Origin of the sequence: Geodermatophilus normandii (assembly GCF_003182485.1) — a bacterium.
Classification (GTDB): domain Bacteria; phylum Actinomycetota; class Actinomycetes; order Mycobacteriales; family Geodermatophilaceae; genus Geodermatophilus; species Geodermatophilus normandii.
In genome coordinates, this window is record NZ_QGTX01000001.1 from 4,438,239 (window position 1) to 4,451,422 (window position 13,184).

Annotated in this window: 11 protein-coding genes and 1 pseudogene; 1 reads left to right on the plus strand and 11 read right to left on the minus strand. The window is 76.4% G+C overall.

Annotated elements, in window-relative coordinates; all coding sequences use genetic code 11:
* Positions 1 to 56 precede the first annotated feature (56 nt).
* Positions 57 to 728 (minus strand): MOSC domain-containing protein, encoded by a 672-nt coding sequence (locus JD79_RS21350; RefSeq protein WP_110007144.1) that lies wholly within the window; start codon positions 726 to 728, stop codon positions 57 to 59.
* Positions 725 to 2,569, minus strand: coding sequence for a translation elongation factor 4 (gene lepA / locus JD79_RS21355; RefSeq protein WP_110007145.1), 1,845 nt, complete (start codon positions 2,567 to 2,569; stop codon positions 725 to 727). Before lepA ends, JD79_RS21350 begins: the two co-directional genes overlap by 4 nt.
* A 181-nt stretch (positions 2,570 to 2,750) precedes the next feature.
* On the opposite strand from lepA, the gene rpsT reads away from it, so the two are divergent.
* Positions 2,751 to 3,011 carry a 30S ribosomal protein S20 gene (rpsT, locus tag JD79_RS21360; protein WP_073419169.1) on the plus strand — a complete coding sequence of 87 codons (261 nt, stop codon included), beginning with the start codon at positions 2,751 to 2,753 and terminating at the stop codon, positions 3,009 to 3,011.
* 93 nt (positions 3,012 to 3,104) lie between these two features.
* Here rpsT and holA read toward each other — a convergent pair whose 3' ends face one another.
* The 9 genes and pseudogenes from holA to JD79_RS21400 all read right to left on the minus strand — a co-directional run bounded on the left by holA (position 3,105) and on the right by JD79_RS21400 (position 13,183).
* Positions 3,105 to 4,031, minus strand: a complete 927-nt coding sequence (gene holA / locus JD79_RS22875; protein WP_245900366.1) for a DNA polymerase III subunit delta — start codon at positions 4,029 to 4,031, stop codon at positions 3,105 to 3,107.
* Entirely contained in the window at positions 3,985 to 6,540 is a 2,556-nt protein-coding gene (locus JD79_RS21365; RefSeq protein ID WP_110007146.1) for a ComEC/Rec2 family competence protein, read from the minus strand. Before JD79_RS21365 ends, holA begins: the two co-directional genes overlap by 47 nt.
* Complete coding sequence (locus JD79_RS21370) at positions 6,537 to 7,412, minus strand: ComEA family DNA-binding protein (RefSeq protein WP_110007147.1); 876 nt, start codon at positions 7,410 to 7,412, stop codon at positions 6,537 to 6,539. Before JD79_RS21370 ends, JD79_RS21365 begins: the two co-directional genes overlap by 4 nt.
* Positions 7,413 to 7,537: 125 nt before the next feature.
* Positions 7,538 to 8,413, minus strand: a complete 876-nt coding sequence (locus tag JD79_RS21375; RefSeq protein ID WP_110007946.1) for a DegV family protein — start codon at positions 8,411 to 8,413, stop codon at positions 7,538 to 7,540.
* A gap of 55 nt (positions 8,414 to 8,468) precedes the next feature.
* A complete protein-coding gene (locus tag JD79_RS21380; RefSeq protein ID WP_110007148.1) occupies positions 8,469 to 9,218 on the minus strand; it encodes a histidine phosphatase family protein in 750 nt (249 codons plus the stop codon).
* A complete protein-coding gene (gene rsfS / locus JD79_RS21385) occupies positions 9,215 to 9,814 on the minus strand; it encodes a ribosome silencing factor (RefSeq protein ID WP_110007149.1) in 600 nt (199 codons plus the stop codon). Before rsfS ends, JD79_RS21380 begins: the two co-directional genes overlap by 4 nt.
* Before the next feature lie 178 nt (positions 9,815 to 9,992).
* Positions 9,993 to 10,490, minus strand: a pseudogene (nadD, locus tag JD79_RS21390) (nicotinate-nucleotide adenylyltransferase); the annotation flags it as partial.
* A gap of 357 nt (positions 10,491 to 10,847) precedes the next feature.
* The gene (locus tag JD79_RS21395; RefSeq protein WP_110007150.1) at positions 10,848 to 12,296 is read right to left on the minus strand and encodes a vWA domain-containing protein; all 1,449 of its coding nucleotides are present in this window, start codon (positions 12,294 to 12,296) and stop codon (positions 10,848 to 10,850) included.
* Positions 12,296 to 13,183, minus strand: a complete 888-nt coding sequence (locus JD79_RS21400; RefSeq protein ID WP_110007151.1) for an AAA family ATPase — start codon at positions 13,181 to 13,183, stop codon at positions 12,296 to 12,298. The genes JD79_RS21395 and JD79_RS21400 overlap by 1 nt, the downstream gene beginning before the upstream one ends.
* Position 13,184 lies beyond the last annotated feature (1 nt).

The window sequence follows — 13,184 nt, forward strand, 5'->3', positions numbered from 1 at the left end:
CGACCTCCCCGTCGCGCCGGTGCACCCGGCGCGGGCACGGTAACCGACCCCGCCGCTCAGGCGCGGGCAGCGGCCTCCGACCGGCTCGCGGCGCGGGCGATCCGCTCGGCGAGCTTGGCCTGGTCCTTGACCGGCATCGCCGCCAGCGCCGGCTCGAGCTGCGCGATCCGGTACCGCTGGGTGGTCAGCGCCCGGAAGGCCAGGCCGGTGGTGACCCCGTGCGCGGGCCGCTCGACGACGGTGACCTCGTCGCCGGCGCCGATCTCGCCGCTCTCGAGCACCCGCAGGTACGCGCCGGTGGCACCGTGCGCGGTGAAGCGCCTGACCAGGTCCGGCACGCCCCAGAAGCGGGCGAAGTTGGCGCACGGGATCCGCGGCGCGGTGACCTCGAACAGCGCCGTCCCCACCCGCCAGCGCTCGCCGATCACCGCGCCGGTCAGGTCGAGGCCCGCCGTCCGCAGGTTCTCCCCGAAGCGGCCCGGCGGGAGGTCGCGGCCTAGTTCGGCAGCCCAGTGGTCGGCGTCCTCCTGGGCGTAGGCGTAGACCGCCTGGCCCTCCCCGCCGTGGTACTTGCGGTTGACCTGGACGTCGCCGTCCAGGCCCAGCGCGGCGACGGCGACCCGGCCGGCCACCGGCCGCTTGTCGATGCCGCTGCGGTCGGGCCGGCGCCCCGGCAGGGGCAGCAGGTCGGAGCCGGAGACGCAGACGGCCAGCAGCCGCGCGTTCACTTCTTGGAGGCGGTGGACTCGTTGGTGGAGAGCGCGGCGACGAACGCCTCCTGGGGGACCTCGACGCGGCCGACCATCTTCATCCGCTTCTTGCCCTCCTTCTGCTTCTCCAGCAGCTTGCGCTTGCGGGTGATGTCACCGCCGTAGCACTTGGCGAGCACGTCCTTGCGGATGGCGCGCACCGTCTCGCGGGCGATGACCCGGGAGCCGACGGCGGCCTGGATCGGCACCTCGAACTGCTGGCGCGGGATGAGCTCGCGCAGCTTGCCGGCCATCATCACGCCGTAGCTGTAGGCCTTGTCCTTGTGCACGATCGCGCTGAACGCGTCGACGGCCTCGCCCTGCAGCAGGATGTCCACCTTGACCAGCGCGGACTCCTGCTCGCCGGCCTCGGCGTAGTCGAGGCTGGCGTAGCCGCGGGTGCGCGACTTCAGCGCGTCGAAGAAGTCGAAGATGATCTCGCCGAGCGGCAGCGTGTAGCGCAGCTCGACGCGGGACTCGCTGAGGTAGTCCATGCCGCCGAGCTGGCCGCGCCGGCTCTGGCACAGCTCCATGATCGCGCCGGTGTAGTCGCTGGGCGCGATGATCGTGGCGTTGACGATCGGCTCGTAGACGCGGTCGATCTTGCCCTCGGGCCAGTCGCTCGGGTTCGTGACGGTGATCTCCGAGCGGTCCTCCATCACCACCCGGTAGACGACGTTCGGCGCGGTGGAGATCAGGCTGATGCCGGCCTCGCGCTCGAGCCGCTCGCGGACGATCTCCAGGTGCAGCAGGCCGAGGAAGCCGACGCGGAAGCCGAAGCCGAGAGCCGCCGAGGTCTCCGGCTCGTAGGTGAGCGCGGCGTCGTTGAGCAGCAGCTTGTCCAGCGCCTCGCGCAGCAGCGGGTACTCGCTGCCGTCGATCGGGTAGAGACCGGAGTAGACCATCGGCTTGGGGTCGCTGTACCCGCCGATCGGCTCGGCGGCCGGCTTGTGCTGCAGCGTGACGGTGTCGCCCACCCGGGACTGGCGGACGTCCTTCACACCGGTGATGAAGTAGCCGACCTCGCCCACGCCGAGGCCGTCGACCGGCTTGGGCTCCGGGGAGATGACGCCGATCTCGAGCAGCTCGTGGACGGCGCCGGTGGACATCATCTTGATCCGCTCGCGGCTGGAGATCCGCCCGTCGACGACGCGGACGTAGGTGATGACGCCGCGGTAGATGTCGTAGACCGAGTCGAAGATCATCGCGCGGGCCGGGGCCTCGGCGTCCCCGACCGGGGCGGGGATCTGGGCGACGATCGCGTCGAGCAGCTCAGGGACGCCCTCACCGGTCTTGCCGCTGACCCGCAGCACGTCCTCGGGGTCGCAGCCGATGATGTGCGCGATCTCCGCGGCGTAGCGCTCCGGCTGCGCGGCCGGCAGGTCGATCTTGTTGAGGACCGGGATGATCGTGAGGTCGTTCTCCAGGGCCAGGTAGAGGTTGGCCAGCGTCTGGGCCTCGATGCCCTGGGCGGCGTCGACCAGCAGCACCGCGCCCTCGCAGGCGGCCAGCGACCGGGACACCTCGTAGGTGAAGTCGACGTGCCCCGGGGTGTCGATCATGTCGAGGACGTACTCGTCACCGGCGGCCTCGCCCGTGCGCGGGGTCCACGGCAGGCGGACGTTCTGCGCCTTGATGGTGATGCCGCGCTCGCGCTCGATGTCCATGCGGTCGAGGTACTGCGCGCGCATCTGCCGCGCCTCGATGATCCCGGTGACCTCGAGCATGCGGTCGGCCAGCGTCGACTTGCCGTGGTCGATGTGGGCGATGATGCAGAAGTTCCGGATCCGGGCGGGATCGGTGGCAGCAGGCGTCGTCACAGTGCCGCCATCGTCCCACGACCGGCCGCCCGCGCGGAGCACCGTGCCGGGAGGGGTCTCTCCCCGGCCGGGGTGGGACGCCGCGCCGCACGCTGGTAACCTGGCAGGCCGGTCCGCTGACGCACGCCGTCCGGACGCACCGACAGACCCTTTCCCTCCTGCGAGACACCGAGGCTCACGCGTGGCGAACATCAAGTCCCAGATCAAGCGGAACAAGACGAACGAGAAGGCGCGTCAGCGCAACGTCGCCGTCAAGTCCGCCCTGAAGACGGCCGTCCGCCGCTTCCGCGAGGCCGCCGCTGCCGGCGACACCGAGGCCGCGACCACGGCGCTGCAGAAGGCCGGCAAGGCCCTCGACAAGGCCGCCAGCAAGGGCATCATCCACAAGAACCAGGCGGCCAACCGCAAGTCGGGCATGGCCAAGCAGCTGACCAGCCTCTGAGCTGTCCCAGCGCTCCCCGACGAGCCCCCGTCCTCCCGCCGGAGGACGGGGGCTCGTCGCGTGTCGGGGCTCGTGCGTCCCCGGGGCCCCGGGTCAGTGACCGGCGCGGACCCGGCCGCCGCGGCCGGTGGCGGCGCGGATGTCCACGATGCGGCGGATGGCGCGCTCGAGCGCGTAGTCGGCGCTGGCGGCCACGCCCTTGACGTCGGCGTTGAGCTCGGCGGCCACCCCGATCGCCTGCTGCAGACCCTCGATGCTCCAGCCGCGTGCCTGGCTCTGCGCCTTCTTCACCTTCCACGGCGGCAGCTTCAGCGCCCGCGCCAGCTCGCCGGGGTTGGCGGTGTCGAGCGAGGTGACCCGCGCGGCGGTCCGGACGCCGTCGGCGATCGCGTCGGCGATGAGCACGTGGGCGACCCCGCGCTCGAGCGCCCAGCGCAGCGACTCCAGCGATCCCGTGCGGTCCCCGACCAGCACCTTCTCGGCGACGGTGAAGCCGGTGACCTCGGCCTGCCCGCGGTGGAACCGCGCGACGGCGTCGGCGTCGATGGTGCCGCCGAAGTCGGCGACCAGCTGGGTGGCCGCCGACGCCAGCGCCCGCAGGTCACCGCCGACCGCCTCGACCAGCGCGGTCACCGCGTCGGCGGTGATCCGGCCGCCGGCCGAGCGCACCTCGTTGCGGACGAAGGCCGCCCGGTCCCCGGCCGAGCTGATCCTGGGGCACTCGTCGACGGCCGCCCCCGCGGCGGTCAGCGCCTTGAGCAGCGCCTCGTTGCGCTTGCCGCCGTGGTGGACGACGACGAGCGTGAGCTCGGGGTCGGGGTCCTTGCAGTAGCTCGTCAGCGCGTCGACCAGGGCTCCGGCGGCCTCGTGCACGCCGGCCACGACGACGAGCCGGTGCTCCCCGAACAGCGACGGCGCCAGCACGTCGGCGAGCTGGCCGACCGGCAGACCGAGCGCGGCGAGCTCGTGCAGCTCAGCCTGCGGGTGGCGCTCGAGGACCGCGGCGCGCACGGCGGCCACGGCGCGGGAGCGCAGCAGCTCCTCCTCGCCGACGACGGCCCGCAGCCGGGAGGTCGGTGCCGGGGGTGCCGCTGCCACACCCCGATGGTGTCACGGCCCGCCGACGGTCCCGCCGCGCCACGGGGACCGGGAGCACGCCGTCCGGGAGCCCCGGGGCGGCCGGCGTCGGAGGGGCGGCCGCCGCGCCGGGCGATCCCCGCACGGCGACGCCCCACGTCCCCGCCGACCCGGCGACGGCCAGGTCGCCCTCCCGGTCCGTGCGGTGCACCTGCATCCCGGCGCGGGCCAGCAGCGACAGCAGCCGCGGCGCCGGGTGGCCGTAGGTGTTGTCCGCGCCGACGCTGACGAGCGCGACCCGGGCGCCGGTCGCGGCGAGGAAGGCCGGGTCGGCGTCGGCGCTGCCGTGGTGCGGCACCTTGAGCACGTCGGCGCGCAGGTCCACGCCGCGGTCGAGGACCCGTGCCTCCGCGGCCGCGCCGAGGTCGCCGGTGAGCAGCACCCGGACGCCGCGCGCGGTGACCCGCACGACGAGCGACAGGTCGTTGGGCTCGGCGGCCGCCGTCGCGATCTCCGGGGGTGGGGCGAGGACCTCGAGGCGCACACCGCCCACCTCCCGGCGGTCACCGGGGACGAGGACCTCCCGTGCGGCGCCGGCCCGGGCGGCGGCGGCGTCGAGGGGCCCGGCCCGCTCGTCGGCCGGGGAGAGCGTCCCGGTGGCGACGGTGCCCACCTCGCGGCCGCCCAGGGCGCCGGCCAGCCCGCCGACGTGGTCGGCGTCGAGGTGGGACAGCAGCACCAGCGGCAGCCGGTCGATGCCCAGCCGGTCGAGGCAGCGGTCGACCGGGCCGACCTCCGGTCCGGCGTCGACGAGGACGCCCTCGCCGGGGGCGGTCGGGAGCACCAGCGCGTCGCCCTGCCCGACGTCGCAGGCGACCAGGAACGCCCCGGCGGGAGGCCAGCCGTCGGCCGCCTGGCGCAGTGGCCAGCCGAGCAGCACCAGGCCGAGCAGCGCCGCCAGCCCGAGCGGGCGCAGCCTCCGGTACCGCCACAGTGCCAGGCCGGCGACCAGCAGCAGCACGGTGAGCAGCAGGGCACCGCCGGTGCCGGCCGGCCAGCCGGTCGCGCCGTCGGGCAGGCCGGCCGCGATCCGGGCGGCCAGTACCAGCCACCGCACCGGCCAGCCGGCCAGCCACGCGAGCGCGTCCCCGGCGACCGGCAGGACCGGCCCGGCGAGCGCGGCGAGCAGGCCCAGCACCGTCGCCGGCGCCACCGCCGGCGCGGCGAGCAGGTTGGCCGCCAGCGACACCGGGCTGACCAGGCCGGACAGCCCGGCCACCAGCGGCGCGGTGGCCAGCCCGGCGGCAGCGGCGACCGCCACGGCGTCGGCCGGGGTGCGCGGCCAGCCCCGCCGCTGCAGGCGCCGGGACCAGCCGGGCGCCAGCAGCACGATGGCCGCCGTCGCGGCGACCGACAGCGCGAAGCCGGCGTCGCGGGCCAGCCGCGGGTCCAGGAGCAGCAGCACGGCCACCGAGGCCGCCAGCGCCGGGACCGCCGCCCGCGCCCGCCCCGCGGCCAGGGCGAGGAGCGTCACCGCACCCATGGCCGCCGCCCGCACCACGCTGGCGTCGGGCCGGACGAGCACCACGAAGCCGGCCAGGGCGACCAGGGCCACCGCAGCCTGGACCCGCCGGCTCACGGCCCTGCGGCGCAGCGGCGCGAGGACGCCGGTGAGGACGATCGCGACGTTCGCCCCCGACACGGCGGTGAGGTGGGAGAGCCCGGCGCGCCGGAAGTCCTCCTCCAGCACGGGGTCGAGGCCCCGGGTGTCCCCGACGACCAGCCCGGGCAGCAGCCCGTCGGCCGGGGTGTCCAGCACGCGGCGCGCCGTGGCGGCCAGCCCGTCGCGGACCGCACCGGCGGCGCGCTGCAGGCGCGACGGTCCCTGCACCGGCTCGGGCGGACCCCGCGCGGACAGCCGGGCGACGACGCCCTCGGTCGCGGGCACGGTCGCGACCGACGCCCGCGTCCGGACGACCTCACCGGGCAGCACCCCGGTCCAGTCCTGCGCCGGGGCGAACAGCACCGCCCCGGCGGACAGCTCCACCGCGTCCGCGTCGTCGGAGAGGGCGGTGACCGTGACGTCGAGGACCACCCGCGGCGGACCGACGCCCGCGACGCGCCGCGGGTCGCCGTCGACCTCCAGGACCACGTCGACCGTCCGGCCACCCGCGACCTCGGCCAGCGGCGACGCGGCACGGGCGGCACCGCGGACGGCGGCGACCGTGGCGGCGGTCGCCACGGCGGCGAGGACCGCCAGCAGCACGAGGACGCCCGCCGATCCCCGGCGCGGCGCGAGCAGGGCGGCGGCGAGGGTGGCCGCACCGGCCACCACGAGCAGCGCAGCGGGGGGGAGCAGCGCCGAGACGAGGGTGACGACCCACACCGCGGCGGCGACCGGGACCAGGCGCAGGTCCAGCCACGACCAGCGGCGGTCCCGGCCGGCCCTCACACCCGCACCAGGTCGGCCAGCTCGCCGTAGACCGCCGGCCCGATGCCCGGCACGTCGTCGAGCTGCTCGACGCTGGTGAACCGGCCGTGCCGCTCGCGGTGGTCGACGATCCGCTGGGCGAGGACCGGGCCGAGGCCCGGCAGCGCGTCGAGGTCGGCGACCGTCGCCGTGTTCAGGTCGAGCGGACCGGTCGGCGCCGGGCCGCCGTCCGCGCCGGCCGCCGGCGCCGCGCCCGGCAGGCCCACGGCGACCTGCTGGCCGTCGCTGACGACCGCGGCCAGGTTGACCGAGGCGGGGTCGGCCTCGGGGAGGAGGCCGCCGGCAGCCGCCACCGCGTCGGCCACCCGGGCGCCCTCCGGCAGCGTCACCAGGCCCGGTGAGACGACCAGCCCGACGACCGAGACGACCACGGTGCCCCGGGCCTCGGCGGCCCCCGCGGCACCACCTCCCGTCGGCCCCTCGGCGTCCGTCTCGGCCGCGGGGACCACCGCGGGCTGCGGCGCCGGCTCGACGTCCGGCCGCTGCAGCCACGTCCAGCCGACCAGCAGCAGGGCGGCGAGCAGGCCGGTGAGCCACAGCGCGGCGCTGCCGCGCCGGCCCGGGTCGACGCGGACGGTGCGGCCCGGTGCCCGGTGGCGGCCCAGACCGCCCGGCAGCCGCTCCTCGGGGTCGTCCTCCGGGGGGACGTCCCCGGACGGTGCGTCGTCGGCGTCGTCACCGGCGGGCCGGAGGAGGGCGACGCCCGTGCGGGGCGGGTCCCCGGGCGGATCGTCGTCGGGCAGCCAGCCGGAGCGCCGGCCCTCGTCGAGCAGCACCCGCAGGCGGGCACGGATGACGTCGGCTGCGGGGTCGCGACGGGAGGTCAGGCGCACGCGGCGGACGCTAGGCAGCCTCCCCGGCCGGGGCCCCCGCCCGGCGACCGGCTGTGGACGGCGGTACCGGCTGTGGACGTGCGGGTCCGGCGGACGGCGGGCCGGTGCACGCTGCGCCCGTGCTCTCAGCCCCGCTCCGGATCCCCGTCGCCGTCCTCGGCCGGGCTCACCACCACGCCCACCGCGCCGGGGCCGACGTGGGCGCCGATCGCCGCACCGAGCTCGCTGACGTAGAGCTCCCGCACGTCGGGCACCGCACGCTGCAGCTCCGCGGCCAGCTTGGCGGCGCGCTCGGGAGCCGCGAGGTGGTGGACGGCGAAGGAGGCACCGGGACCGCCGGCGGCCTCCACGGCGCGCTGCACGAGCCGGGTGAGCGCGCGGGCCGACGTGCGCACCCGCTCGAGCGGGACGACCTGCCCGTCGGCCACGTGCAGCACCGGCTTGACCGCCAGCGCCGTCCCCAGCAGCGAGGCCGCCGGGCCGATCCGGCCACCCCGCCGGAGGTGCTCGAGCGTGTCGACGACGAAGAACGTCCGCGTGCGCGCGGCGGTGCGCTCGGCGACGGCGGCGACCTCGGCGGCGGCGCCCCCGTCGGCGGCGCAGCGCGCGGCGGCGAGGACGGCGAAGCCGGTGCCCATGGCCGCCGACCGCGAGTCGATCACCGTGACGACGTGCTCGCCGACCTGGGCGGCGGCCAGCCGGGCGGCGTCGCCCGTGCTCGACAGCTCCGCGGAGAGGTGGACCGAGACCACCCGGTCGGCGCCCTCGGCCAGCCGGCGGCGGTAGGCGGCGACGAAGTCCCCGGGCGTCGGCCGCGACGTGGACACCCGCTGGCCGCGGGTGGTGACGGCCCGGGCGACGTCCCCCGGGGTGATCTCCTCGCCCTCGCGCCCGGACCGGCCGGCGAGCACCACGTAGAGCGGCACCACCTCGATGCCGTAGCGCGCGACGACCTCGGGAGGCAGGTAGGCCGTGGAGTCGGTGACCACGGCGACGGGCATCACGCGAGGCTAGCCCGCGCCTTGCGGGCGGTCGGCCGGTGCCCCGAGGGCAGCGTCAGTGGACCGCGTCGGCGTCCTGCGCGGGCGGCGCGGCACCCTCCGGGGTGGCCTCGGCGTCCGCCGGGGCGGTGGCCGGCCGGCCGTCGGCCCGCCCCTCGAGCCGGTCCGGGACCGCGGCGACGACGGTGTTGTGCCGCATCAGGCGCCAGCGCTCCCCGTGGCGGGCCAGCTCGCTCCAGCCGCAGTTGGCCAGCGGCCCGAACACCCGGCGGTGCTGCGGGCCGAGCTCGAGCAGGGCCTCGATGAGCCGCCCGGCGGTCCCGCCGTGGGTCACGACGACGGCGACCTCGGCCGGCGGCAGGTCCCGGAGGGCGGCCAGCGCGCGCCGGGCGACGTCGGCGGACTGCTCCCCACCGCGGCCGGGCACCGCGCGGCCGGCGAGCCAGTCCGCGTACTGCTCGGGATGGCGCTCGGCGACCTCGTCGCGGGTGAGCCCCTCCCACGAGCCCAGGCCGTGCTCGCGCAGCCGCTCGTCGAGGCGCAGCGGCACACCGAGCACGCCGGTCAGGGCGGTGGCGGTGTCGGCGGCCCGGACCAGGTCGCTGGCGACGACGACCGTGGTCTCCGGCGTCAGCCCGGTCGCCACCAGGTGCGGCGCGGTGCGGGCGGCCTGCGCCCGGCCCTCGGCGTCCAGGGGCGGGTCCAGCTGCCCCTGGAAGCGCCCGGTGGCGTTCCACTCCGTGCGACCGTGCCGCCAGACGACGAGCCGGGGCACCGGCAGGTCGAGCGCGGCGGGGGCCGTCACCGGCCGGTCGTCCCCGGGTCCCCGCCCGCGGAGCCCGGGCCGGTGGCGTCCTCGTCCGGGCCGTCCTCGGCCGGGACGTCCTGCGCCGGGTCGCTCTCGACGACGTCCTCGTCGGCGAGGTCGTCCTCGGTGAGGTCCTCGGTCGGGTCGGGCACCAGGGCCAGCGGGTCGGAGCTGCCCGGGTCCACGTCGTCGGTCGACGGCGTGCCGCCGCCCGGGGACGCCGCGGCCGGCAGGGCGCGGTCGACGAACGGGATGGTCGGGCAGTCCTTCCACAGCCGCTCGAGGGCGTAGTACGCCCGCTCCTCGGTGTGCTGGACGTGCACGACGACGTCGACGAAGTCCAGCAGCACCCAGCGGGCCTCGGCGACGCCCTCGCGGCGGACCGGCTTGACGCCGTGCGCGCGCAGGCGCTCCTCGACCTCGTCGACGATCGCCTGCACCTGGCGCTCGTTGGGGGCCGCGGCCAGCACGAAGGCGTCGGTGATGGCCAGGCGGTCGCTGACGTCGACGATCGAGACGTCGGTGGCGAGCTTGTCCGCGGCGGCCTGGGCGGCGAGCATCGCGGTCTCCCGGGCCTCGGTGGAGGCGGTCATCGGGGTACCTCCCGGAGGTGGGCAGCAGGGTCGGTGGGGTCGGACTCGGGCGCGGGCGGACGGTCGTGGGCGGGCCGGTCGCCGCGGGGCCGGGGAGGCGGCGGCCGCCCGGTCCGGAGCGGTAGAGGCCGCGCTTCTCGATGTACTGGACCACGCCGTCGGGGACGAGGTACCAGACCGGCATCCCGCGGGCGACGCGGTCGCGGCAGTCGGTGGAGCTGATCGCCAGCGCCGGGATCTCGACCAGGCTGACCGCCCCCTCGGGCAGGTGCCCGTCGGCGAGGGTGAAGCCGGGCCGGGTCACCCCCACGAAGTGGGCCAGCCGGAGGAAGCGGTCACTGTCGCGCCAGCTCAGGATCTGCGACAGCGCGTCGGCGCCGGTGATGAAGAACAGCTCGGCGTCGGGGCGCTGGGCGTGCAGGTCGGAGAGGGTGTCGATGGTGTACGTCGGGCCGTCGCGGTCGACGTCGACCCGGCTGACGGAGAACCGCGGGTTGGAGGCGGTGGCGATGACGGTCATGAGGTAGCGGTCCTCGGCCGGGCTGACCTCGCGCTCGCTCTTCTGCCAGGGCTGCCCGGTGGGGACGAAGACGACCTCGTCGAGACCGAAGAGGCCCGCGACCTCGCTGGCGGCGACCAGGTGGCCGTGGTGGATCGGGTCGAACGTCCCGCCCATCACGCCGATCCGGGTCCCAGCCACCGATCGAGCCTAGCCGGGCGCGTCAGGGGCGGCCCGGCTGGACCGGTCCCGCGGGGACGGTGCGGAGGACCCGCGGAGGAGGCGCGCCGACGGACGGCGGACGGCCGGGTGCGGGACGTCGCCGCACCCGGCCGCCGGGACGGGTCCGTCCGGGCGCGACCGGCACCCCCGTGCCGTCGGTCGCACCGCCCGGTCGCCGTCCGCGACGACGGCCTCCGGGCGCGGGCACCGGTGTCGCGACCGGGGCCCGCGCTGACCAACGGCCGACCGGCCGACCGGTTACGGCGTGTTCCGGGAACACACCCGCGGGCGTGTCGGTGGGAGCGGCCGGGGTCAGAGCGTGGTGACGAAGTCCGCGAGCTGGGTGGCGTTGCGGCACTCGACCATGTCGATGACCTCGCCGTAGCGGTCGGCGGCGGAGTCGCCGCTCCCCCACAGCCGGCGTGGCTCGGGGTTGAGCCAGTGCGCCGAGCGGGCCCTGCGGACCAGGTCGGCCAGCACGGGCAGGCCCGGCTGCCGGTAGTTGGTCCGCCCGTCGCCGAGCACCAGCAGCGACGTCTTCGGCCCGACGGCGGTGGGCCAGCGGTCGGCGAACACCTCGAGGGCGTTGCCGTAGTCACTGTGCCCGTCGAAGGCGACGACGTCGGCCTCGCGCCCGATGCGGGTGATCGCGGCGGTGACGTCGGCACCGGGCCGGAAGAAGCGGGTCACCTCGTCGGTGGCGTCGACGAAGGCGAACGCCCGGACGCCGGAGAAGTGCTCGCGCAGCGCCTGGGTGAGCATCAGCGTGAAGTGGCTGAAGCCGGCCACCGAGCCGCTGACGTCGCAGAGCACCACGAGCTCGGGCTTGTGCACCCGGCGCGGCCGGTGGTGGGTGACCACGGGCACGCCGCCGGTGCCGAGCGAGGCACGCACGGTCTTGCGGAAGTCCAGCCGGCCCTGGCGGCCCATGCGCCGGCGCGCCGACAGCCGCACGGCCAGCCGCCGGGCCAGCGGCGCCACCGCCCGGCGCAGCTCGGCGAGGTCGGACTGCTGCGCCCGCAGGAAGTCGACCTGCTCGGCGAGCGGCCGCACCGCGCTCTTGGCCACCCGGTCGCGGCCCCGCTCGGCCGCCGCGCGGCGCCGCACCTCGGCGTCGACGGCCGACCGGAACGCGGCCAGCCGCTCGCGGACGGTCTGCCGGGCGACCTGCTCGGCCAGCCCGCCGCGGTCGCCGTCGCCGAGCAGCCCGGCGAGCAGTTGCGCGACGAGCGTGTCCGGCGACAGCGCCCGCATCACCCGGTAGCCGAAGTAGGACTGCCCCGACGGGGACGCCGGCGCCCGCCCGAGCTGCTCGACCGCCTGGCGAGCGAAGCGGCGCAGGGCCTCGTCGTCGCCGTCCCGCAGCAGCCGCGCCAGCTGCTCGCGCATCCGCTGCGCGAGGTCGCGCTCGTCGCCGTCGCCGTGCCCGTCGGGCAGGTCCAGGGTCGAGCCGTCGTCGGCGCGGGGGTCCTCGTCGCCCTCCGCGCCGGACGTGCCCCCGGCGCGCGGGCGGTCCGACAGCGGCCACCACAGGTCGAACAGCGTGTCGTAGGCCGGCCGCTGGGAGGCCCGCTGCAGCAGCACCGCCGCCAGCCCGTGCCGCAGCTGCTCGCGGTCGAGCAGGTCGACGACGGTGAGGATCTCCGCGGCGTCGACGGCCTGGCTGATCCCGACCGGGATGCCGGCCTCGCGGACCGCGCGCACGAACCCGTCGAGGTGCCCGGCCAGTCCCCCGGGGGCGGCCGAGGCGGGCGCGGACATCAGTTGAGCCGCAGCTCGGCGGCGGCCCGCTCCTGGTCGCTGGCGTGCTTGAGCACCACGCCGAGCGTCGAGCGGACCGCCGTCTCGTCGAGGGTGTCCAGGCCCAGCTCGAGCAGGGTCTGCGCCCAGTCGAGGGTCTCGGAGATCGACGGCGACTTCTTCAGCTCCATCGCCCGCAGCGCCCGGATGGTGCGCACCAGCTGCTCGGCCAGCCCCGGCGCGAGGTCGGGCACCCGCGAGAGCACGATCTCCCGCTCCCGCTCGGCCGACGGGTAGTCCAGCGACAGGTACAGGCAGCGCCGCTTGAGCGCCTCGGACAGCTCGCGGGTGGCGTTGGAGGTGAGCACGACGGTCGGCCGGCGGGTGGCGGCCACGGTGCCGAGCTCGGGGATGGTGACCTGGAAGTCGCTGAGCACCTCCAGCAGCAGGCCCTCGACCTCGACGTCGGCCTTGTCGGTCTCGTCGATGAGCAGCACCGTCGGCTCGGTGCGCCGGATCGCGGTCAGCAGCGGCCGGGAGAGGAGGAACTCCTCCCCGAAGATGTCGTCGTGGACGGTGTCCCAGTCGGTGCCGTCGCCGCCCTGCGCCGCCTGGATCCGCAGCAGCTGCTTCTTGTAGTTCCACTCGTAGAGCGCCCGGGCCTCGTCGAGACCCTCGTAGCACTGCAGCCGGATCAGCTCCGAGCCGGTCGCGGCGGCCAGCGCCTTGGCCAGCTCGGTCTTGCCCGTGCCCGCCGGCCCCTCGACCAGCAGCGGCTTGCCCAGCCGGTCGGCGAGGAAGACCGTCGTCGCGATCTGCGCATCGGGCAGGTACCCGGCGGTCGACAGCCGCTTGCCGACGTCGGCGACCGAGGAGAACGAGGGCATCTGCGTCGGCGGGCGGGTCATG

Excerpts from the sequence above, each read along its gene's own strand:
- JD79_RS21375 (WP_110007946.1), bottom strand. The coding sequence starts at position 8,413 with ATGCCCGTCGCCGTGGTCACCGACTCCACGGCCTACCTGCCTCCCGAG.
- rsfS (WP_110007149.1), bottom strand. The coding sequence starts at position 9,814 with ATGACCGCCTCCACCGAGGCCCGGGAGACCGCGATGCTCGCCGCCCAG.
- JD79_RS21395 (WP_110007150.1), bottom strand. The coding sequence starts at position 12,296 with ATGTCCGCGCCCGCCTCGGCCGCCCCCGGGGGACTGGCCGGGCACCTC.
- JD79_RS21400 (WP_110007151.1), bottom strand. The coding sequence starts at position 13,183 with ATGACCCGCCCGCCGACGCAGATGCCCTCGTTCTCCTCGGTCGCCGAC.